The sequence below is a fragment of the Porphyrobacter sp. LM 6 genome (assembly GCF_001720465.1).
Classification (GTDB): domain Bacteria; phylum Pseudomonadota; class Alphaproteobacteria; order Sphingomonadales; family Sphingomonadaceae; genus Erythrobacter.
In genome coordinates, this window is sequence record NZ_CP017113.1 from 929,316 (window position 1) to 949,038 (window position 19,723).

16 protein-coding genes are annotated in these 19,723 nt (G+C 65.8%); 8 read left to right on the forward strand and 8 right to left on the reverse strand.

Annotation, left to right across the window (positions count from 1 at the left end; genetic code table 11):
- Position 1 precedes the first annotated feature (1 nt).
- From BG023_RS04480 to BG023_RS04495, 4 genes are all read right to left on the reverse strand, one after another.
- Positions 2-2,287, reverse strand: a complete 2,286-nt coding sequence (locus BG023_RS04480; RefSeq protein WP_233993076.1) for a penicillin acylase family protein — start codon at positions 2,285-2,287, stop codon at positions 2-4.
- 114 nt (positions 2,288-2,401) lie between these two features.
- Positions 2,402-3,331 (reverse strand): TorF family putative porin, encoded by a 930-nt coding sequence (locus tag BG023_RS04485; protein ID WP_083234529.1) that lies wholly within the window; start codon positions 3,329-3,331, stop codon positions 2,402-2,404.
- A gap of 183 nt (positions 3,332-3,514) precedes the next feature.
- Positions 3,515-4,585: an NAD(P)-dependent alcohol dehydrogenase gene (locus BG023_RS04490; protein ID WP_069309395.1), complete on the reverse strand. Its 1,071-nt coding sequence runs from the start codon at positions 4,583-4,585 to the stop codon at positions 3,515-3,517.
- 35 nt (positions 4,586-4,620) lie between these two features.
- Positions 4,621-5,415 carry an SDR family oxidoreductase gene (locus BG023_RS04495; RefSeq protein WP_069309396.1) on the reverse strand — a complete coding sequence of 265 codons (795 nt, stop codon included), beginning with the start codon at positions 5,413-5,415 and terminating at the stop codon, positions 4,621-4,623.
- A gap of 236 nt (positions 5,416-5,651) precedes the next feature.
- Here BG023_RS04495 and BG023_RS04500 point away from each other — a divergent pair, with 236 nt between their 5' ends.
- The 6 genes from BG023_RS04500 to BG023_RS04525 are packed head-to-tail and all read left to right on the forward strand — an operon-like array spanning position 5,652 to position 12,258.
- Entirely contained in the window at positions 5,652-8,054 is a 2,403-nt protein-coding gene (locus BG023_RS04500) for a TonB-dependent receptor plug domain-containing protein (protein ID WP_083234530.1), read from the forward strand.
- A 24-nt stretch (positions 8,055-8,078) separates the two neighbouring features.
- On the forward strand, positions 8,079-9,131 hold the full coding sequence (locus BG023_RS04505; RefSeq protein ID WP_069309397.1) for a phytase: 1,053 nt from the start codon (positions 8,079-8,081) through the stop codon (positions 9,129-9,131).
- A 10-nt stretch (positions 9,132-9,141) separates the two neighbouring features.
- A complete protein-coding gene (locus tag BG023_RS04510; protein ID WP_069309398.1) occupies positions 9,142-10,500 on the forward strand; it encodes an alkaline phosphatase PhoX in 1,359 nt (452 codons plus the stop codon).
- Positions 10,501-10,511: 11 nt separating this feature from the next.
- Positions 10,512-11,072, forward strand: a complete 561-nt coding sequence (locus BG023_RS04515; protein ID WP_069309399.1) for a hypothetical protein — start codon at positions 10,512-10,514, stop codon at positions 11,070-11,072.
- Between the two features lie 59 nt (positions 11,073-11,131).
- Positions 11,132-11,785, forward strand: coding sequence for a 6-phosphogluconolactonase (locus BG023_RS04520; RefSeq protein WP_069309400.1), 654 nt, complete (start codon positions 11,132-11,134; stop codon positions 11,783-11,785).
- On the forward strand, positions 11,785-12,258 hold the full coding sequence (locus tag BG023_RS04525) for an NUDIX hydrolase (RefSeq protein WP_069309401.1): 474 nt from the start codon (positions 11,785-11,787) through the stop codon (positions 12,256-12,258). The genes BG023_RS04520 and BG023_RS04525 overlap by 1 nt, the downstream gene beginning before the upstream one ends.
- 110 nt (positions 12,259-12,368) lie before the next feature.
- Here the strand turns inward: BG023_RS04525 and dinB are convergent, their stop codons facing one another.
- Positions 12,369-13,502 carry a DNA polymerase IV gene (gene dinB / locus BG023_RS04530; protein WP_069309402.1) on the reverse strand — a complete coding sequence of 378 codons (1,134 nt, stop codon included), beginning with the start codon at positions 13,500-13,502 and terminating at the stop codon, positions 12,369-12,371.
- 127 nt (positions 13,503-13,629) lie between these two features.
- Between dinB and BG023_RS04535 the strand changes: the two genes are divergently transcribed.
- Complete coding sequence (locus BG023_RS04535; RefSeq protein WP_069311127.1) at positions 13,630-14,874, forward strand: multidrug effflux MFS transporter; 1,245 nt, start codon at positions 13,630-13,632, stop codon at positions 14,872-14,874.
- Between the two features lie 27 nt (positions 14,875-14,901).
- Here the strand turns inward: BG023_RS04535 and BG023_RS04540 are convergent, their stop codons facing one another.
- Together BG023_RS04540 and BG023_RS04545 are read right to left on the reverse strand one after the other, a co-directional pair.
- A complete protein-coding gene (locus BG023_RS04540; RefSeq protein WP_069309403.1) occupies positions 14,902-16,287 on the reverse strand; it encodes a nicotinate phosphoribosyltransferase in 1,386 nt (461 codons plus the stop codon).
- Between the two features lie 61 nt (positions 16,288-16,348).
- Entirely contained in the window at positions 16,349-17,413 is a 1,065-nt protein-coding gene (locus BG023_RS04545; RefSeq protein WP_069309404.1) for a bifunctional nicotinamide-nucleotide adenylyltransferase/Nudix hydroxylase, read from the reverse strand.
- A 103-nt stretch (positions 17,414-17,516) separates the two neighbouring features.
- Here BG023_RS04545 and BG023_RS04550 point away from each other — a divergent pair, with 103 nt between their 5' ends.
- Entirely contained in the window at positions 17,517-18,158 is a 642-nt protein-coding gene (locus tag BG023_RS04550) for an NUDIX hydrolase (RefSeq protein ID WP_069309405.1), read from the forward strand.
- On the opposite strand, the gene BG023_RS04555 is transcribed toward BG023_RS04550, so the two are convergent.
- Entirely contained in the window at positions 18,155-19,711 is a 1,557-nt protein-coding gene (locus BG023_RS04555; RefSeq protein ID WP_069309406.1) for an acyl-CoA carboxylase subunit beta, read from the reverse strand. The genes BG023_RS04550 and BG023_RS04555 overlap by 4 nt on opposite strands.
- Positions 19,712-19,723 lie beyond the last annotated feature (12 nt).

Genomic DNA, 19,723 nt, shown 5'->3' on the forward strand with positions numbered 1-19,723 from the left:
TTTACTCCCTGATACGCTTGGGCTCGCCGATCCGCTCGGCGGCGATCTCTGCCGCGTGGAACGGCAGCCGGTGCCATTGCTTGGCGGCATAGGCGCGGGTCTGGTCGGCGAAGTGTGGCGAGGCCGGGTTGGTCGATTGCGAGTAGCTCAGGATCGCGTCGGCGACCGGACCGTTCTCGTCGAAGCCGACGATCTGGATGTAGCTCGTCCCATGCATCGGCATCAGCCCGCCCCAGGGTGCAGGGCGCGATTCCTGCATATTGAGGATCCCGAGCGTGCCCGGGCCGCCGTGAATGGCGATAGCTTCATTGCCCGCCATGACGCGCTGCACCTCGCCCCACGGCGCATCGAGCGCGATGCCCGCCTTGTCGAGTTCGGCCACCGCCTCGGTGAACGCGGCGAGTAGTTTCTCGCCCTTGGTCCCATCGATCGCCAGTGCGCGCGGTGTGTTGACCGGGTCTGCGGGATCGAACGGCACCTGCCACAGTCCGGGCAAGCGTCCGGCCTTGGCCCAGAAGGCGCGGAACAGCGCTGCGCCGCGGCTGTCGGCCTCGAAGCGGCGGTCCCAGCCCGCCATCGCCTCGCAGCCCCGCACCAGCGCGTCTGCGGGGCTCTCGGCCATCACGCACAGCACCTTGATCTCGTCCAGCGCCATGTCTGCCGCGAGGCTCTTGTTGGCGAAGGCGAGTGCTTTGGCGCGGGCATGATCGACCTTGCCGCCCGCCAGCATCGCTGCTGTTTCTGTGAAGTTCGAGCGGGTGCGAAGGCTCCGTGCGGTCGCATACTTGCCGAGCACCGGAGACAGCTCGCGGTGCGGGATCGCCGGATTGCTGATCCAGTAAGAGTCGTTCGAATTGGTGAGCCAGCTCTTGACGATCGTTGCCGCCTGATCGCGCGCCGGCATCAGTCCGGGCGCGGGGGTGTCTGACGCCACATTCCAGTCGCAGGCCGATTTGCTGCCATCGAGTAGGATCGCAAATTCGGCAAACAGTCCCGCGATCGGCGTGGCGCAAGACTTGGCCTTCTCTGCCGAGACATTGGGGACGGCGGTAACATCGGCATGGAGCGCGTCGCCGAAGCGGTCGGATGCGATGGTATTGACCCACGGAATGCCCAGGGTCTCGCTGACGGCAGCCTTGATCTCGCCGACGTTCTTCGCCGATCCGATCCGCAGCCAGGTGTCGATCCCGCGCTGGTTGCCGCGGTTTGCATCCTTCAGAGAAAAGGCGCTCTGTGCGGTCCAGGTGATCCCGCGTGCGGGCACCACGAAGACGGGGCCGAAGCGGGTGGTATAGAGCGTGCGGGTGACGGCAGGCGTGCCTTCGGGCATCGGGACCGTGACAGTCTGCGGTGTCATCGCCTCGCTCTTGCCGTCGAGCATGTAGCGGGTCGGATCAGCCGGATCGAGCGCCAGCTGGTAGAGCGTGAAATGACGCGCCTCGGTGACGGTATGGGTCCAGGCGACATCCTTGTTGAAGCCGAGCGTCGGCATCGGCGTGCCCGCAAGGCCAACGCCCATCACCTCGTAACCGTCCGGCCCTTTGACGTGCATCTGCCAGAAGCGGTTGGGGCCTTTCCACGGGAAGTGCGGATTGCCGATCACCATCCCGCGCCCGTTCGCAGTGGCATCGCCGCCAAACGCCCAGCCGTTGCTGCCCATGCCCAGTTCCTTGGGATCGGGCAGGGTGATCGCGACCTTGGGCGCAGCAGTACCGGGAGGGGCGGCATTGGCAATGGCCGGGGCGAGGTTCAGCGAGCTTGCGAGCAGCATCTGCTTTTCATTGAGGCGCAGCATATCGTCTGCCGTGATCGGTCGCACCCACGCCTTGCCGCGGCACTCGGCGGGGATGCCATCCGCGCCGGCATCTTTGAGGAAGCGGTTATAGCCCGCGACATAGCCCGCCATCAGATCGGTTACGCGCGCAGGCTGAGCCTTCATGCCCTTGCGCAAGGCGGGGAGATCAATCACCGCGCGGAAAAACACGTCCGACGAGAGATTGTCGACCTCCTCGAAGCCGAGCACGGCCTTGGCCTCGGGCCCGAAGTGCTTCGAGCGTTCGCCCGCCACCGTGGCGAACTCTTCCGCCAGCAGGCACAAATTGTCCTCGGCATAGGCATAGGCGACCCCGTAGCCCACGCCGCGCCAGTCGCGCGCCTCGATATGCGGGATGCCGAAGGTTGTGCGGGTGATGGTCGCGGAATAGCGCTTGCCCGCCAGTGCCTCGCTTGCCGGAACCGCCACCAGCGCAGCGGCGGCTGCCGCAAGAACCGCAATCCGCTTCATCATCTCTCTCCCGTCACCCGTTTCGGGTTGTAGGGTGAAACCTATCGGGCGGGTGGGCAAAAGAAAAGGGCGCTCCGACAACCTGCCGGAGCGCCCCTTCCTGCTTAAATCAGCCGATCAGAACGACGCGGTGATCGAGAACACCACGGTCGCATCCGAGATCGAATTGCCATCGAGCGTGGCGAAGTTCGGACGGATCAGGTTGGCTTCGGCTTCCGAAATGTCGGTATCGACATAGGCGACCGACAGGGTCAGACCCGAGGTCGGGACGAGGTCTGCGCCGATCGACCAGTCGAAATAGGTGCCGGTCGGAGCCACGCTGGTGCCGTTCGGGCCAAGGCCGGGGTTGCCGTCCGAATAGCCGATGTGGGCCTTGAGGGTCAGCGGGGTTTCCGCGAGGGCGTAGGTTGCATCGCCGGCGAGGTAGAGGTTGTCTTCCTTGTCGCCCGGATCAGCCGGGGCGCCGACCGGGAACCAGTTGCCGAGTGCTTGCTGCTGCGGGGCGTAGGCGACGGTGCCGGTCAGGCCGATCGGGCCGACGGTGCCCGACAGCTTGGCGTAGAGTTCGGCGAAGTCGGTTTCGCTGGCGCCGCTCGGATACATGTACCAGGTCACGCCGGTGTCGAGCGTGCCTTCGCCGACCGGCAGCTTGAAGCCGGCGATCAGGTCGAGTTCCATGTTGGCGCCGCCGAAGGTGCCCCAGCCCGAGAGGTTCGAACCCCAGGCACCGACATACAGGCCGCTTTCGTGGCTGATGGTGATGCCGCCCTGGACGGCCATGCCTTCATCCGACTGCGACACGCCGCGGAAACGGTAGTCCGAGGTCAGCGTGGCAGCGCCCGAAATGGTGATGGCCGGGGTTTCTTCTTCCTCGGCGCGGTTGGCCTTCTCGAGATCGATCGGCTCGATCGCGCGCAGCGCGACAGCATCTTCGGTTTCGGTGGTGACGGTGATCTCGGCGCCTTCCGACTCGGCAGCGAATGCGGGCGCGGAAAGGCAGGCCATGAGGGCAACGGCCGAGGCAGCCGAGACAAAACGAATATTCATAAGGAACGCTCCATTGAGAGGTTTGGATCGTTCCACCTGCGTGTTGTGCGGCGCCTCTCTTTATCAGCGGGCATCCGTCACAATCGGATCATGACGTGGCAGATTCGGCCTTTTGGCACAAATCTTTTGCGACAAGCTGCGCGTGCATTGCGTTTATTGCGTTGCAAACTTGCATCAGTCGCTTCACCCGTCGCGCAGGCTCTCCATGTCGATCACGAAGCGATATTTGATGTCGCTTGCTTCCATCCGTTCATAGGCGGTCTGGATGTCCTGCATCCGGATCATCTCGATATCGGGCAGGATGCCCTTCTCGGCGCAGAAATCGAGCATCTCTTGCGTTTCGGCGAGCCCGCCGATGCCGCTGCCGGTGAGCACCTTGCGGCCGAGGAACACGCCGGTGTGCATCTCGGGCATCATGTCGATCATGCCGACCAGCACCTGCACGCCGTTGATCTTGAGGATGTGGAGATAAGGCGTGACGTCATGGCGCACCGGAATGGTGTTGAGCACCATGTCGAAATAGCCGCGCTTCTCCTTCATCGCCGCCTTGTCGTCGGTGTTGAGAAAGGCGTGGGCGCCGAGCTTCTCGGCATCGGCGCGCTTGCTTTCGGAGCGGGAAAGCACCGTCACCTCCGCGCCCATCGCTGCTGCGAGCTTGACCCCCATGTGGCCGAGCCCGCCTAGCCCTGCGACCGCGACCTTGCTGCCCGGGCCGACCTTCCACGTCCGCAAGGGGCTGTAGGAGGTGATCCCCGCGCACAGCAGCGGCGCGGCCTCGGCCATCGGCAGGCTGTCGGGCACCTTGAGGACGAATTCTTCGCGGCACACGATCCGTTCGGAATAGCCTCCGAAGGTGAGGCTGCCGTCGCGCCGATCCTTGCCGTTGTAGGTGCCGGTCATCCCGCCATCGAGGCAGCTTTGTTCGTAACCCGCATCGCAATGCGCGCATTCGAGGCAGCTATCGACCATGCAGCCGATCGCCACCCGGTCACCGACCTTGTGGCGGGTGACGCTCTCGCCAATCGCGCTGACGATCCCGACAATCTCGTGGCCCGGCACGATCGGATAAGTGGTGAAGCCCCAGTCGTTACGCGCCGAGTGCAGGTCGGAATGGCAGATGCCGCAATGGGTGATCTCGATCAGCACATCGTCGTGGCGCAGGCCGCGACGGGTGATCTGCATCGGGCCGACGCCGCTGTCGGGCGCGGTCGCGCCATAGGCCTTGGTGGGGTACTCGTTGGTAGCAGTGGCCATGCGCTCTCTCCTCGCAGTTGGCGGCGTGATGGTGCTTACTTGGGCGGCATCCGGATCGCCCCGTCAAGCCGGAACTGGTGGCCGTTGATGTAGCTGTTGCGGGCAATTTCGAGCACCAGCGAGGCGAATTCTTCTGGCTCGCCGAGGCGCTTGGGGAAGGGCACGCTGGCATTGAGCTGCGCCCACATCGGCGGGTTGCGGTCCTTCATTCCGAGCATCAGCGGCGTGGCAAAGATGCCGGGCATGACCGAGTTCACGCGAATCCCTAAGTCCATCAGGTCGCGCGCCATCGGCAGGACGAGGCCGTTCACCCCGGCCTTGCAGCTGCCGTAGATGACCTGTCCGATCTGCCCGTCCTGCGCGGCGACGCTGGCGGTGAGGATGATTGCCCCGCGCTCGCCATCGTCATTGACTGGATCGGCGTTCGCCATCCCCAGCGCCGAGATCGAGGCAACGCGGTAGCTGGCAACCAGAATGCCCTCGGCCCCGAAGGCGTAATCCTCGGTCGAGAGGCGCTTGTACTGGCCGATTTCCTTGTCCCAGCCGAGCGTCTTGCCACGGCGGGAGGCCATCGCGCAGTGGAGCGTCACGCGCTCCTGACCATGGGCGGCGCGGGCGGCGGCAAAGCCGGCCTCGACGCTGGTCTCGTCCATGATGTCGACATGGTGGAAGGTGCCGCCGATATCGCGCGCATGGGCCTCGCCCGCTTCGTCGTTGATGTCGAAAATGGCGACCTTCATGCCCGCATCGGCAAAGGCCTTGGCACTGGCCTTGCCCAGTCCGCTCGCCCCGCCGGTCACCACCGCTGCCATGCCGGGTTCGATTTTCATGCGATCACTCTCCTGTACACTTTTGTGCCTGTTTCCCCGATTGCTAGGCGCTTCGCCGCCGCCGCGCCACCTGTTCAATTGGCGCAGGCCTGTGGGCCGTATGACGAACCGTCACGCAATCGTCATGCCCCGGTCGCGTGCGGGTCATCTCGCGGTCGTCGGCATGTCATGGCTGCTGTCTAACCGCCCCGGGAACGCGCCGCCCAACTGCGGCGCACCACAGGGGAACCACAGCCATGATCCGCACCCGACTTCTGCTTGGCGCCGCCGCATCGGCCTTGACCGCGACCATCGCCATGCCTGCTTTCGCCGCCGAAACCAACGATCCGCAGACGCTCGCCGCCAGCGTGCAATCGGGCGGGGCGATTGCCGAGACCGAGGAGAGCGAGGACGACAAGGTCCAGAGCGCCAAGGAAATCGTGGTGCAGGGATCGATCGGCTTCCGCAACCGCTCCGACGCGGCCGAGCCGGTGCTGGTCTATGACGAGGAATACTTCCAGCGCTTCGAGCCGCTGACGGCTGGCGATGCGCTCAAGCGGGTGCCGGGCGTAACCTTCCTGTCGGACGTGATCGAAAGCGATGGTGCGCGGCTGCGCGGGCTTGATCCGGGCTACACCCAGATCCTCATCAACGGCGAGCGCGTCCCGGGCGGCCAGTCCGACCGCTCCTTCTTCCTTGATCGCATCCCCGCCGAACTGATCGAACAGGTCGAAATCGTGCGCTCCTCCTCCGCCCGCCGCACCGGTGATGCGGTGGCGGGTTCGCTTAACATCAAACTGCGCGATGGCTTCGCGCTCGATGGCGGCTATCTGCGCGCAGGCGGGCTGTTCTTCGACGATGGCGAGATCAAGCCTTCGGGTGGTTTCTACTACGGCGGCGAACTGGCCGGCGGGCGCGTGCTGATCGGTGCCAACGTGCAGGGCCGTTACAACCCCAAGGAAAAGTCGAGCCTGCGCTACGGCGACAGCCCCGAGAACAACCCCAACTTCGCTGCCGACGATTTCGATAACCGCGAAGACCAGACCGACGTGCGCGACGGCACCGATTATGCCTTCAACGCCAGCTGGGGGATCGAGACCGAGAGCACCGAGGTCGAAATCCTCGCCAACTTCGTCCGCACCGAGCGTGTGGAGGATGAGCGTTCCTTCGAATACAACGACGAGACCGCGATCAACGGCCCGGTGCGGACCACGACCACGCCGGCCGGCAATCTGCTGACCGACAATGCCAACGTGAACGACATCACCACCACCAGCTGGTCGCTGATCGGCAAGCTCGATCACGAATGGGGCCTTGGGGAAACCCAGCTGCGCGTGGGCTATTCCAGCTTCAGCGATTTCCAGGACGAGCTCGAATACGAAGTCGATTTCGACCGGACGACGCCGCGCTTCACCGGCGATCTGACGGTGCTCGATATCAGCGACAAGGAAATGTTCCTCAACCTCGAACACGAATTCGAACTGAGCGAAAACCTCGAATTCGCGATCGGCGGTTTCATCCAGGACAAGGACCGCGACACCATCCTCGAAACCGTCCGCAGCCGGTTCAATCTGACCGCTGCCGCGCGCGAGGGGTATAACCAGTTCACCCGCAATCCGGGCGAATTCGCACCCGCCACCTTCCCCCCGCTGGGCGCGATCACCACCCGCATCGGCGAACAGCGCAGCGACCTCTACGCGCTGGTCGAAGGCGAGTATGACAGCCTGACCTTCGAAGTCGGCATCCGCTGGGAAAACACCGATGTGCGGATCCTCGATCTGTTCACGCCGGGCGCGACCGCCTTCACCAATGACTACGACGAGTTCCTGCCCTCGGCCTCGGTGAAGCTCGACTTGGGCAAGGGGCGGGTCACGCTGTCAGGCGCGCGCACGCTGCGCCGGCCGCGCTTCGATTTCCTCACCCCGGGCCTGCTCGAAGCGGAATTCGGCGACAACGACTTCCTGGGCAATCCGCTGCTGCTGCCGGAAACCGCGTGGGGCGGTGATCTTGGCTATGAACACAAGATCGGCAAGACCGGCATCGTCGGGGTCAATGTGTTCTACCGCGATGTCAGCAACCTGACCGAGCTCGCTACCGTCCTCGATACAACCGGGGCACCGGTCGAAGGATCGGAAGGGCCGGGCACCTTCATCCTCACCCCGCGCAACACCGGCAACGGCGAAGTCTACGGGATCGAATTCGACGCTTCGTTCAGCCTCGCCTTTATCGGCCTGCCCGATACGGGCGTGTTCGGGAACGTCGCGCTGCTCGACAGCAAGATCACCGACGAATTCGGCGAGCGGCGCTTCAATGACCAGTCGAAGTACGTCTACAACTTCGGCGCGATCCAGAACCTGCCCGATTTCGGCGCAGCCTTCGGCGCGACTTACCGCAAGCAGGGCGAGGCGTTTGGTCGTGTGGTCGGTCAGGAGGTCTTCACCCGCTACGGCGCCGACCTTGAAGTGTTCATCGAAAAGCGTTTCGGCGACAGCTTCACCATCCGTGCGGTCGGATCGAACCTGCTTGACGGGACAAAGGACGAGGACTTCAACAAGTTTAACACGGTCGGGGAACAGGTGGCCCGCGACTTCGACGAATACGAGCTCGAAAGCGAACGCGCCGGGCCGGTGTTCCAGGTTGTCGCGCGCTACGCGTTCTAATCGGGCTGAGGAGGCGGTGCTGCCATGAATCGACTGCTTCAGGGGGCTTGCCTGCTTCCACTCGTGATCGCCGCGGCCTGCGAGACAGTGCCGCCGGCGATCACGGGCAGTCCGGCGGTCAGCGTGACCGCAACCGCGCAGACGCCTCCGGTCGGCACCGCCAACGCGGACGCGGCCGATGATCCGGCGATCTGGCGCAACGCGGCCAATCCGGGGGCGAGCCTTGTGGTCGGCACCGACAAGAAGAGCGGGCTTTACGTCTATGACCTGAAGGGCGCGCAGAAGAGCTTTCTGCCTGCGCCAGGGCTCAACAATGTCGATCTGGTCGAACTGCCCGATGGCACCGTGCTGGCGCTGGCGAGCGACCGCAGCAATCTGGCGATGGCGCAAATCCATGTCAGCCGGCTCGATACCCGCACCGCGACCTTGTCCTTCGTGACCCGCGTGACGGTGGGCGCGGGCGAGGGCTATGGCATCTGCACCGGCGAGGTCGCAGCGGATGGATCGTTCACCGTCTACAGCGTGCCCAAGAACGGGGTGATCTACCGCACAGCGCTGCAATTTATGGGCAGCGAGCTGGCCGACCAGTCCGAACCGCTGGGCCGCGTGCCGACCCAGCCCGAAGGCTGCGTCTACGATCCGCGCACCGGAATGCTCTATATCGGCGAGGAACGCGCCGGCATCTGGGCGATGTTCGGGACATTCGAAGGCGGGCCGGAGAACCGCAAGCTGGTTGCTCCGATCGACAACACCATGCTCGTTGCCGATCTCGAAGGGCTCGCCATCGCGCCCGAAGGCGAAGACGGCGGCTACCTCGTCGCCTCCTCGCAGGGCGACAATGCTTATGCCGTGTTCCGCCTGCCCGACATGACGCCGGTGGGCCGGTTCCGGATCGCGGCTGGCGCCTTCGGCAGCACCGAGGAAACCGACGGGATCACGCTCGACAACCGCGATTTCGGGCCGGACTTCCCCGGCGGGCTGTTCATCGCGCAGGACGGGGTGAATGCGCCCGATGCGCAGAACTTCAAGTTTGCGCGTTGGGATGCGATCCTTGCCGCGCTGGGGGAGCGGCAGTAGGGTTGGCGTTATGACCAATCCCATCGCCATCACCCCCGATCGCCGCCGCTTCCTGGGCGCTACCGCCACCGCCTTTGCTGCTCTCGCCGCCAGCGGGTGTTCGTTCCGCAGCAGCTCCGGCGCAAGCAAAGGCCCCAGTGATGCACGGGCCGCATTCGCCGGATATGGGCCATTGGTGGCCGACCCTGCTGGCCTGCTCGACCTTCCGGAAGGCTTTTCCTATCGCGTGATCTCGCGGCTCGGCCAGCCGATGGGTGACGGCGGCACTGTGCCCGACCGCGCGGACGGCATGGGCTGTTTCGACCTCGGCAACGGCGAAATCGCGCTGGTTCGCAATCACGAACTGCAACCGCGCCATGATGCAGGCGGGCCGATTGCCAAGGGCTTCGGCAAACGCAATGGCGCTTTCGTGCCGGGCGGCACCACCACCATCGTCCTCGATGCCGAAACTCTGGCGGTGAAGCGCGAGTTCCGCAGTCTTGGCGGCACGATCCGCAATTGTTCGGGCGGGATTACGCCGTGGGGCACCTGGCTGACCTGCGAGGAAGCGCCGACCGGGCCGGGACAGCCCTATGGTGACGGGCTGGAGCAGAACCACGGCTGGGTGTTCGAAGTCCCCGCCAGCGCGCGCGGGCTGGTGGATGCCGTGCCGCTGAAGGCGATGGGCCGCTTCAACCATGAAGCGGCAGCGGTCGATCCGGCGACCGGCATCGTCTACATGACCGAAGACCGCGACGATGGGGTGCTTTACCGCTTCCTGCCGAAGGTGCCGGGCAAGCTGGCCGAGGGCGGGCGCTTGCAGGCGATGGTGGTCGAGGGGCTAACCGATACCCGCAACTGGAACGGCGCAGCGATGCCGGTGCGCCAATCCTACCGCGTCAGCTGGGTCGATCTGGACGACGTGGAATCCCCCAAGGACGATCTGCGCCAGCGCGCGGTCGCCAAGGGCGCGGCGCTGGTCGCGCGGGGCGAGGGGCTGCACATGGGCGACGATGCGGTGTTCGCGTGCTGCACCAGCGGCGGGGTCAAGCAACTGGGCCAGATCCTCAAGCTCACGCCCGGCGTTGCCGGTTTGTCCGACAGGGTCGAGCTGTTGTTCGAGAGCGAGAGCACCGATCAGTTCAACTATGGCGACAACCTCACCGTTGCGCCCAACGGCCATCTTATCGTGTGCGAGGACCAGTACACCGACGTGGTCAACAACCACATCCGCGGGATCACGCCGGCGGGTGAGGCCTATGATCTGGCGCGCCTGACCGCCCAGACCGAGTTGGCGGGCGGATGCTTCTCGCCCGATGGCAAAGTCCTGTTCGTGAATGTCTATTCGCCGACCAAGACGCTGGCGATCACGGGGCCCTGGTCGGTCTAGGCAGCGGTCCGATGGACGGCTTTTTGTTATCGCTGCTGCTGGTCTTCGCGCTTGCGCTGGGCGGGCGTGATCAGTGGCTGATCGCGCGCTGGGCTGATGCGCTGGGCCGCGGCGCGGGACTGTTGATGCTCGGCGTGGCCTGCGCGGTGATTGCTGCGTCACTGATGGCATGGGCCGGCGCAGCCCTAGCGGCGCAGCTGCCCCATCGCGCCGCACAGATGCTGGTCGCCGCCGCGCTGCTGCTGGCGGCGGGCGAGCTGGCATGGCCGGTTCGCACCGAGCCTCCGCGCGAGCCGACCCGTTCGCACGGCGCGCTCGCGATCGTGCTGCTGGCGCGGCAGGTGGGTGACGGCGCGCGGTTCGTGGTGTTCGCGCTCGCCGCCTGGGCGCATCTGCCCTTCGCGGCTGGTCTCGGCGGGGCGATGGGGGGAGCCGCAGCGATGGCGCTCGGCTGGTCGCTGGGGACAGGCGTGCTCAGCCGCTGGCCGCTGCCGACCTTGCGCCGCGTGCTCGCCGCCGGGCTGCTGGTGGCGGCGCTGTTCATCGGGATCGATGCGCGCACCGCCGCATAGCTATCCACAGCGAGCGGCGCCCATTTGCCGGAAGCGGCGCGTTTGCTATGCCTATGGCAATGCACAAGGTCTCCATCATCGAAGGCGCCGACAGCGCAGCGATTGCCGACTGGCTTGCGCGCAGCCTTAACGCCGCGCTGGCGCGCCAGGCGCTGACGCCGAAGGATCCGCGCCACCATGCCGTAGTGATTTCTGTGCCGGGCGGTTCGACCCCGTTCCCGATCTTCAGCGAACTGCTCACCCGCGATGTCGATTTCGCGCGGTTGATCGTCTGGCCGAATGACGACCGCATCGTGCCCGAGGATCATGAGGCTTCCAACACCGGCAAGATCCGTGCGCTGTTCGAACCCAGCGGCGCGCATGTCGTCGACCTGGCCGAGGATATGGGCGTGCCGCATTTCGATCTGGTGTGGCTCGGCATGGGCGAAGACGGGCATATCGCCTCGCTGTTCCCCAATACCGATCCGCAGGTGGATGATCCCCAGACCGTCAAGGTGCTGACCCCCGATCCGCTGCCTCCGCACGCCCCGTTCGACCGCGTGACGATGACACTGCCGACCCTGCTCGACACCGGCGAACTGATGTTCGTGATCCGCGGGGACGAAAAGCGCGCCCTGTTCGAAGCGGCGATGCGCGGCGAGCATGATCTTCCCGTCGCCCGCCTGCTGAAAGCGGCTGCGGCGCGCGACATTCCGGTCACCGTGTTCACCTGATGTCCGCCTTCCTGCCCGCCCCGCTCCACCGCGCGCTGATGCCGCTGGCGCATGGCGTGCGGCATTACTGGCGGCGCTGGCGCAAGACCCCGATTGCGGGGGTGAGCGTGGTGGTGAGCAACCTTTCGGGCGATGTCCTGCTGCTCAAGCATTCCTATGGCCCCAAGGTGTGGTGCCTGCCTGGAGGGGGCCTGCGCCCCGGCGAAGACCCGATCGCCGCCGCCCAGCGCGAGGTGCGCGAGGAACTGGGCATAACGCTGGCCCGGATCGAGCCGGTGGCGGTGATCGAGGAGGTGCTGTCGGGCGCGCCGCATACCGCGCATATCTTTGCGGCGACCTGCGACCAGCTGCCCCGTCCCGATCAGCGCGAGGTGATGGTGGCGCGCTTCTTCCCGTCGCACTCGCTGCCCGAACCGCTGGGCCGCGTCACCCGCGTGAGGATCGACGCCTGGCGCGCGCGGGGTAGGGGTTAGGCCGCTCGTCGACCAACGCCCGTTCGCCCTGAGCTTGTCGAAGGGCTGCTTTTCTCTTTTCAGGCTTGAGAAAGAGGACGGTACTTCGACAAGCTCAGCACGAACGGAGCTCACAATAGGCTGAGCTGCGCCTCATCCCGCGCGGGCTTGTCATCCTCGGCCCCTTCGAGGTTGCCGAGCGTTAGCCCCATCAGCCGGATCGGATTGGGCAAGGGCAATTCGGCTTCGAGCAGGCCGCGGGCGAGGCTGGCGAACTCGTCCTTGCCGCTGACCCAGTGCGGCACCGATGCAGCGCGGGTCATGATGCGGAAATCGGTGAACTTCAGCTTGAGCGTCACCGTCCGGCCCTTGGCTCCGCTCGCTTCGATCCGTTCCCACACGATATCGATGATGTTCTCCAGCGTTGCGCGCAAGGCCGCGCCGCTGCCGATGTCTTCCGAGAACGTCCGCTCCCCGCCCACGGATTTTCGCACCCGGTGCGCGGCGACGGGGCGCAGATCGATCCCCCGCGCGGCGCGATAAAGGTAATCGGCCATGCTGCCGAAGTGCTGGCGCAGAAAGGCGATGTCCTTGGCGGCGAGGTCAGCGCCGGTGGCGATGCCGAGCTTGTGCATCCGTTCCTCGGCCTTGGGGCCGACCCCGTGGAACCGCCGGATCGGCAGCCCCGCGACGAATTGTGCGCCTTCACCGGGACGGATCACGCACAGCCCGTCGGGCTTGTTCTGGTCGCTGGCGAGCTTGGCGAGAAACTTGTTGTAGCTCACTCCCGCACTGGCGGTGAGGCGGGTCTTGGCGCGGATTTCCTGCCGGATCAGCTCGGCAATGCGGGTGGCACTGCCGATACCGAGCCGGTCCTCGGTGACATCGAGATAGGCCTCATCGAGGCTCAGCGGCTCGATCACGGCCGTATAATGCTCGAACACCCGGCGGATCTGGCGGCTGGCTTCCTTGTAGGCATCGAAGCGCGGGCGCACGAAAATGAGGTCCGCGCACAGCCGCTGCGCGGTGATCGAGGGCATGGCGCTGCGCACCCCGAACTTGCGCGCTTCATAGCTGGCGGCGGCCACCACCCCGCGCCCGCCCGCCCCGCCGACGGCGACGGGCTTGCCCTTAAGCTCGGGATTGTCGCGCTGTTCGACGCTGGCGAAGAAGGCATCCATATCGACATGGATGATCTTCCGCAGGCCCAGCTCGCTCGGGCGCGGGGCCGCTTCATCATCGGCAAGGGGCGGCGGGATGGCCATGAACGGGAAATAGAACCTTGGCGCGCGGGAAGGAACTGTTGCTGGAACAATTCACCCGTCCTGCCATTTTGTGCAGATGCGAAAAGAACAGTGGTCTTCCGGCGAACCGATGGGCAAGGGCCCCGCGATGGCCACGACCTTCGCCCCTTCCGTTCCTGCCCGCAAGGCGCTTGGTGAGACCGAGCTGTTGTGGATGATGGCGATGCTGATGGCGCTCAATGCCTTCGGAATCGACGCGATTCTGCCTGCGCTCGATGCGCTCGCGGCTGACCTTTCGGTGTCGGGCAATGATCGCCAGTTCGTGATCGGGGTCTACCTGCTCACCGCCGGCATGGGATCGCTGGTGCCGGGCGCGCTGGCCGACCGCTTCGGACGGCGGCCGATCCTGCTGGGGTCGATCCTCGTCTATATCGTGCTTTCGATCCTGAGCGCGCTCGCGCCCAGCTACGACGCGCTGATCGCGGTGCGCGCCGCGCAGGGCTTCTTTGCTGCGGGTATCGTTGCCCTGCCGCCCGCGATCATCCGTGACCGCGTGGGCGGCGACAAGATGGCGCGCATGATGAGCGTGATCTTCGTGATATTCCTGATGGTTCCCGCCGTCGCGCCGACAATCGGCGAGGCGATCCTCCAGCTCGGCAGCTGGCGCGCGATCTTCGGTGTGATGGCGGTGCTGGGCGTGGCGATGTCGGTGTGGGTGCACGTTCGCCTGCCCGAAAGCCTTGCGCCCGAAAACCGCCAGCCGATCGAGGTACGCACCATCGCCGCCAACATGACCCGCGCGCTGACCCTGCCGAGCGTGTCTGGCTATGTGATCGGTTCGGCGCTGGTGTTCGGCGCGCTGTTCGGCTTCATCAATTCCTCGCAGCAGCTCATCACCCAGACCTTCGGCGCGGGCGAGATCTTCCCGCTGGTATTCGGCATCTGCGCCGGATCGATGGCGCTCGCCAGTTGGTCGAACTCGCGCATCGTCGAGCGTTTCGGCGCGCGGCGGGTGAGCCACACCGCGATGTTCGCCTTCATCATCGTCAGCGCGGTGCAGGTGATGTTCGCGTTCCAGCCGCACGAAGAGTTGTGGCACTTCGTCCCGCTGATGGCGACCAACATGGCACTGCTCGGCTTTATCGGCAGCAACTTCGGCGCAATCGCGATGAACCCGTTCTTCACGATCGCGGGCGCGGCAAGCTCGGCCCACGGCTTTGTGCGCATGACGATGGCCGCGCTGCTCGGCGGGGCGATCGGCTATGCCTACGACGGCACCGCACGCCCCCTCGCACTTGCGCTGCTGGCCTCGGGCCTTGCCTGCCTCGTGCTGGTTCTGTGGAGCGAGAAGGGCAAGCTGTTCGGCCCGAGCGATGCGGAGTTGCAGCGTTGAGCTGACTGCAACCCGCCGCCGGCCGGATCAGGCTGCGGCGCGCGCCCGCACCTCCTCGAAGCTGTGGCGCACCAGCATCGCTCCATTGCGCCAGACGGGGACAAGCAGGTCCTCCGCTGCGCCAAGCGCGTCCTGCCGCAGCGCGATCAGCCGGTCGCCCTGCCGCACGACAGCCTGCCGCCCGGCCTTGCTTGCCTTGCCTGGATCGGTCGCCGGGGCCTTGGCGACATCGTGCCACACGCCCGCCGCATCGCGCATCGCGTTGGCCTTCATCGCGAAGCGCAGGGTGTCGCGGTTGACCAGCTGGAGCAGGCCGCCGCCCATGCCAAAGGCGATGTTGTCGATGGCGAAGCCTTCTTCGATCATGCGGTCGACCAGCCGCGCGATGGTGCCCGGCGTCATGCCGTCCCCCTGGATCACGCGGACATGCGGGTCGAGCACGCGGAACCCCTTGGCGTTGATGGCACCGCCGAACGCGTCCCACAGCACCTTGACTGCGCGCAGCGGGGTTTCGACCGGATCGCCGCTGTCGGGCCGCACCACCAGTGTGCCCTTCCGGCTGAGCACCTTGTCGCGAAGGCTCCCGCCCCAGATGCCGGTCAGCGCTGCATCGAGATCGTAGCTGTCCGAGACCACCGCCACGAGCCGCCCTTCGCCATCGAAGGCATCGAGCATATTGGCATAGGCCTCGGTCTCCCGTGCGCGGCCCCAGCTGGTCATGGTGCTGTGCTCCGCTGCCGGGATCGAGAAGCCCGCCATATCGGCCCCGTAGAAGCGCCGTGCCGCTATCAGCCCCTCCATGGTGTCGGTGCCCATGAAGTTGACCAAGTGCGCCATCCCGCCAAGGGCCGCGCTCTCCCCGCTCGAAACCCCGCGCGCGCCGAAATCGTGGAGCTTGAAGGGAAGTTGGCCGTCCGGGTCCTCGCTGGTCTGTTCCAGCCCTCCGCGGATGATCAACCGGCACTTGCGGCTAAGCGTGGCGACGGTGGTGGGATACCACACCGCGCGTAGCAGCGCGGTCTCGATAAAGGTCGCAAGCCACGGCAGGCGCGGGTCGGTGGTTTCGACCTGGACCAGCGGCACGCCGGCAGGCACGATCATGCCTTCGGGCAGAGCGCGGATCTCGATCGGCAGGAACCCGCCGTGTTCGTCGAGAATGATCTGCCAGCCGACGCGGTTGAACGGCACGCCGTGTGCGGCGCAGATCGCTTCGGCCTCGTCGATATCGGTCTGCGTGATCGGTCGTCCGAGCCGCTCCAGCAGGAACGGCTGCAACCCGAAGAACAGCACCTCCTCGGCGAAATCATTGGGTCGCGCCTCGATATAGGCGCTGATCGCGCGCGCTTCGGGCGGGTATTGCAGGAAGTGGCTGTGCTTGTAGCTGTCGGTCGCGAGAATGAGATTGTCGGTCATGTCTGTGAGCTCCTCACATGGGTAGCCGCTTGCAGGGCTCCCCTGCGCGGCGGGGGCGTTTTCAGAGGTCGGCCATCGCTTCGATGATCGCCCAGTGATCCTCGAACAGCATATCGGGGGAGATCTCGCCGAGCCGGTACCAGCGGGCATGGGCGGCATCATCGCCGCCTTTCACCGTGAACAGCTTCCGCCGTTCGGGCAGACGGAACAGGAAGGCGTGGGTGATGATCCGTCCGCGCAAGCTGCGGTTCGGGGCATCGAATACGCGGGTGCGCGCATCCTCGATGAAGCTGGCGAGCATGGCTGGCGGGATCTGGCCCTTGCCGTCGCCGATCGCGGTTTCTTCGCGCAGCTCGCGGATCGCCGCATCGCGGATGCGCTCGGCGGGGTTCACAAAGCCGCCGGGCAGCGCGAGCAGGCCCTTGCCCGGCACCTGTCCGCGCTCGACCAGCAGGATGTGCCCCGACTGCACCACCACCGCATCGGCGGTGACGAACGGTCCCGCGCCCCACTGCGCCGGATAGGCGGCGAGGTATTCCGCCTCTTCAAGCAATCCTCGAAAGGTTTCGCCAAGTGCGAACGCGCGCAGGAACTCCGCCACGCCAGCCGAGAGGATCGTCTGCGGCACATCCGGGATGCGCTGGAAATAGCGTTGGCGCACGTCGGTCGAAGAGAAGGTGCCATACTGGCTGTCGACCTGGAGGCTCTCCCATTCGGGGAACAGCTTGAGGTAATAGGACGAGGCATCCTTGCCATAGCCTGCCAGCGCCACGCGGAAATCCGCAAGGCCGTGGTTCTGGAAGCCGTGGCCATTGCCATGCTCCAGCACCAGCGCGCGCACGTTGCGCTGCACCTGCGCCACCCAGGCGGTATCGGAATAGAGGTGATCGTCGAGCGGGGCGATGATCAGCCGGCCTTGCGCCACCTCGTGCCGGAAGGCGGCCCGCAGCATCGCCTCGCGCTCGGCATAGGTGAAGGGGTTGCGCGGATCGCGTGCCACGTTGGCCGATCCGACCAGCACGATCAGCCGCTCGACCTGATCGAGCGTGCGTGCGATGACATGCTCGTGCCCAAGATGCAGCGGCTGGAAGCGCCCGATGAAGACGCCGAAATCGATTTTGTCCATGTCCGAGGCTCCCTCGAAAGTGCGTGACGAGGCGGACTCCCCGACTCGTTGGGATACATATATCTAATATGCATATAAGCAGTCAAGCTATAAGGTTTGCCCCATGAATCATCCGCCCTTTGCCGTGACCGTCGATCTGGTGCTGATGACCGTGATCGGCGAGCAGCTGATGGTGCTGCTGCAACGCCGCGCCGCCGAACCCTTTGCGGATGCGTTGGCGCTGCCGGGCGGGTTTGTGAGGATCGACGAGCCGCTTGATGCCGCCGCGCGGCGGGTGCTGGCCGACAAGGCCGGGTTCGCCGCCGGCGAAGGCGGCTGGCTCGAACAGCTCTACACCTTCGGCGATCCGTCGCGCGATCCGCGCATGCGCACGGTCAGCGTCGCCTATTTCGCGCTGCTTCCCGCGGCGCGGCTGATGGCGGCGGTGGCCGCGCAAGCCGATCTGACGCTCGGCCCGGTCATCGATCTGCCCGACCCGCTCGCTTTCGATCACGCCGCGATTATCGCCGCCGCGCACGCCCGGTTGAAGGGCAAGCTCGATTACGTGCCGCTCGCGCTTGCGCTGCTGCCCGAGCTGTTCACGCTGCGCGATCTCCAGGCTGTGCACGAGGCGATCATGGGCGTGAGCTTCAACAAGCCCGCCTTCCGCCGCCGGATGATCGACACCGGCTGGATCGCAGCGACCGGCGAGCGCGAGACCGAAACGAACTTCCGCCCGGCCGAGCTTTACCGCCGCAAGCTCTAGGCCTGATCCGCCTCCAGCCGCCGCCACGCCAGCCCCGCAAACTCGCACAGCAAGGGCCGCGTGTCGCGCGGGTCGATGATGTCCTCGACGTTGAAGCGCTCGGCAGAACGGAACGGCGAGGTGACTTTCGCCAGCCGCGCCCGGATATCCTCCAGCAGCGCCGCCGGATCGTCCGAAGCCTCCAGCTCGGATTTGTAGGCGACCTCCAGCCCGCCCGCGATTGGCAGGCTCCCCCAGTCGCCGCTCGGCCAGCAATAGCGGTATTGATACCGCTCGGCATTGCTCATCGCGCTTCCGGCGATGCCATAGGCGCGGCGCAGCACGATGGACGCGAGCGGCACGGTGGCGCGGTAGATCGCGTTCATGGCGTTGACGCCGTAGCGGATCGTCCCTGCCATTTCCGCCTCGCGCCCGATCATGAAGCCGGGGTTGTCGACGAGGTGGACGATCGGCAGCCGGAACTGATCGGCGAGGCGGACGAAGCGTTCGACCTTCTCGCTGGTCTTCGCCTCCCACGATCCGCCGAGGTAGCTCGGATCGCTGGCGATGACGCACACCGGCCAGCCATCCAATCGCGCCAGCGCGGTGATCGCCGCGCGCCCCCAGTGCTTGCCGATCTCGAACACCGTGCCGCTGTCGAACACCATCTCCATGCAGCGGCGCATCGAATAGACCTGCTTCGGGTCACGCGGGACGAGGCTGAGCAGCGCCTCTTCCTTGCGGTGGACGGGATCGGTGCAGAGCGAGCGGCGGGCGGGCTGGCCGACATATTCGGGCATGAAGCTGAGGAAATGCCGCGCGCGGGCGAAGGCCTCGGCCTCGCTGGCGACCTCGTCATCGACCACCCCGTTGCGGGTGTGGATCTCCGACCCGCCGAGCCGCTCCTTGGCTTCCTCGTGGCTGGTGGAGCCGTCCTTATAGGCCTCGCCCAGCCCATCGACCACGGCGGGGCCAGCGGCGAAGATCTGGCTGAGGCCTTTCACCATGATCGAATAGTGGCTCGCTACCGTGCGCGCCGCGCCGAGACCTGCGGTGGGGCCAAGCGCCAGCGCCACCACCGGCACGGTGTCGAGATTGGTCACCACATCGCCCCAGCCGGGCACGGCGGGAATATAGGTCGCGCCGATCTGTTCGAGCGTCTTGACCGAGCCGCCGCCGCCGGTGCCGTCGATCATGCGGATGATCGGCATCTTCAATTGATGCGCCATCATCTCGGCCTGCACCATCTTGCGCGCAATCCCCGCATCCGCCGCGCCGCCGCGGATGGTGAAGTCGTCGGCGGTGGCGACGACAGGGCGGCCGTTGATCAGCGCCTTGCCGAACAGGAAGGGGGCGGGGGTTACGCTTTGGAGGTCGCCATTCGCGTCATACTTGGCGCTGCCCGCAATCTTGCCGATCTCGCGGAAGCTTCCTTCGTCGCACAAGGCCGCAAGCCGCGCGCGGGCGTCCATCTTCCCGCGCCCATGCTGGCGCGCCACCTTGTCCGCGCCGCCCATCTGTTCGGCCAGCGCCTCGCGTTGGCGCAGTTCTTCGAGTTCCTTGGCCCAGGTCATTCCCTCTCCCTT

Excerpts from the sequence above, each read along its gene's own strand:
- BG023_RS04540 (WP_069309403.1), bottom strand. The coding sequence starts at position 16,287 with ATGACCGACAATCTCATTCTCGCGACCGACAGCTACAAGCACAGCCAC.
- BG023_RS04515 (WP_069309399.1), top strand. The coding sequence starts at position 10,512 with ATGGACGGCTTTTTGTTATCGCTGCTGCTGGTCTTCGCGCTTGCGCTG.
- BG023_RS04555 (WP_069309406.1), bottom strand. The coding sequence starts at position 19,711 with ATGACCTGGGCCAAGGAACTCGAAGAACTGCGCCAACGCGAGGCGCTG.
- BG023_RS04545 (WP_069309404.1), bottom strand. The coding sequence starts at position 17,413 with ATGGACAAAATCGATTTCGGCGTCTTCATCGGGCGCTTCCAGCCGCTG.
- BG023_RS04550 (WP_069309405.1), top strand. The coding sequence starts at position 17,517 with ATGAATCATCCGCCCTTTGCCGTGACCGTCGATCTGGTGCTGATGACC.
- BG023_RS04490 (WP_069309395.1), bottom strand. The coding sequence starts at position 4,585 with ATGGCCACTGCTACCAACGAGTACCCCACCAAGGCCTATGGCGCGACC.
- BG023_RS04485 (WP_083234529.1), bottom strand. The coding sequence starts at position 3,331 with ATGAATATTCGTTTTGTCTCGGCTGCCTCGGCCGTTGCCCTCATGGCC.
- BG023_RS04525 (WP_069309401.1), top strand. The coding sequence starts at position 11,785 with ATGTCCGCCTTCCTGCCCGCCCCGCTCCACCGCGCGCTGATGCCGCTG.
- BG023_RS04520 (WP_069309400.1), top strand. The coding sequence starts at position 11,132 with ATGCACAAGGTCTCCATCATCGAAGGCGCCGACAGCGCAGCGATTGCC.
- BG023_RS04500 (WP_083234530.1), top strand. The coding sequence starts at position 5,652 with ATGATCCGCACCCGACTTCTGCTTGGCGCCGCCGCATCGGCCTTGACC.
- BG023_RS04510 (WP_069309398.1), top strand. The coding sequence starts at position 9,142 with ATGACCAATCCCATCGCCATCACCCCCGATCGCCGCCGCTTCCTGGGC.
- BG023_RS04495 (WP_069309396.1), bottom strand. The coding sequence starts at position 5,415 with ATGAAAATCGAACCCGGCATGGCAGCGGTGGTGACCGGCGGGGCGAGC.
- BG023_RS04535 (WP_069311127.1), top strand. The coding sequence starts at position 13,630 with ATGGCCACGACCTTCGCCCCTTCCGTTCCTGCCCGCAAGGCGCTTGGT.
- BG023_RS04505 (WP_069309397.1), top strand. The coding sequence starts at position 8,079 with ATGAATCGACTGCTTCAGGGGGCTTGCCTGCTTCCACTCGTGATCGCC.
- dinB (WP_069309402.1), bottom strand. The coding sequence starts at position 13,502 with ATGGCCATCCCGCCGCCCCTTGCCGATGATGAAGCGGCCCCGCGCCCG.
- BG023_RS04480 (WP_233993076.1), bottom strand. The coding sequence starts at position 2,287 with ATGATGAAGCGGATTGCGGTTCTTGCGGCAGCCGCCGCTGCGCTGGTG.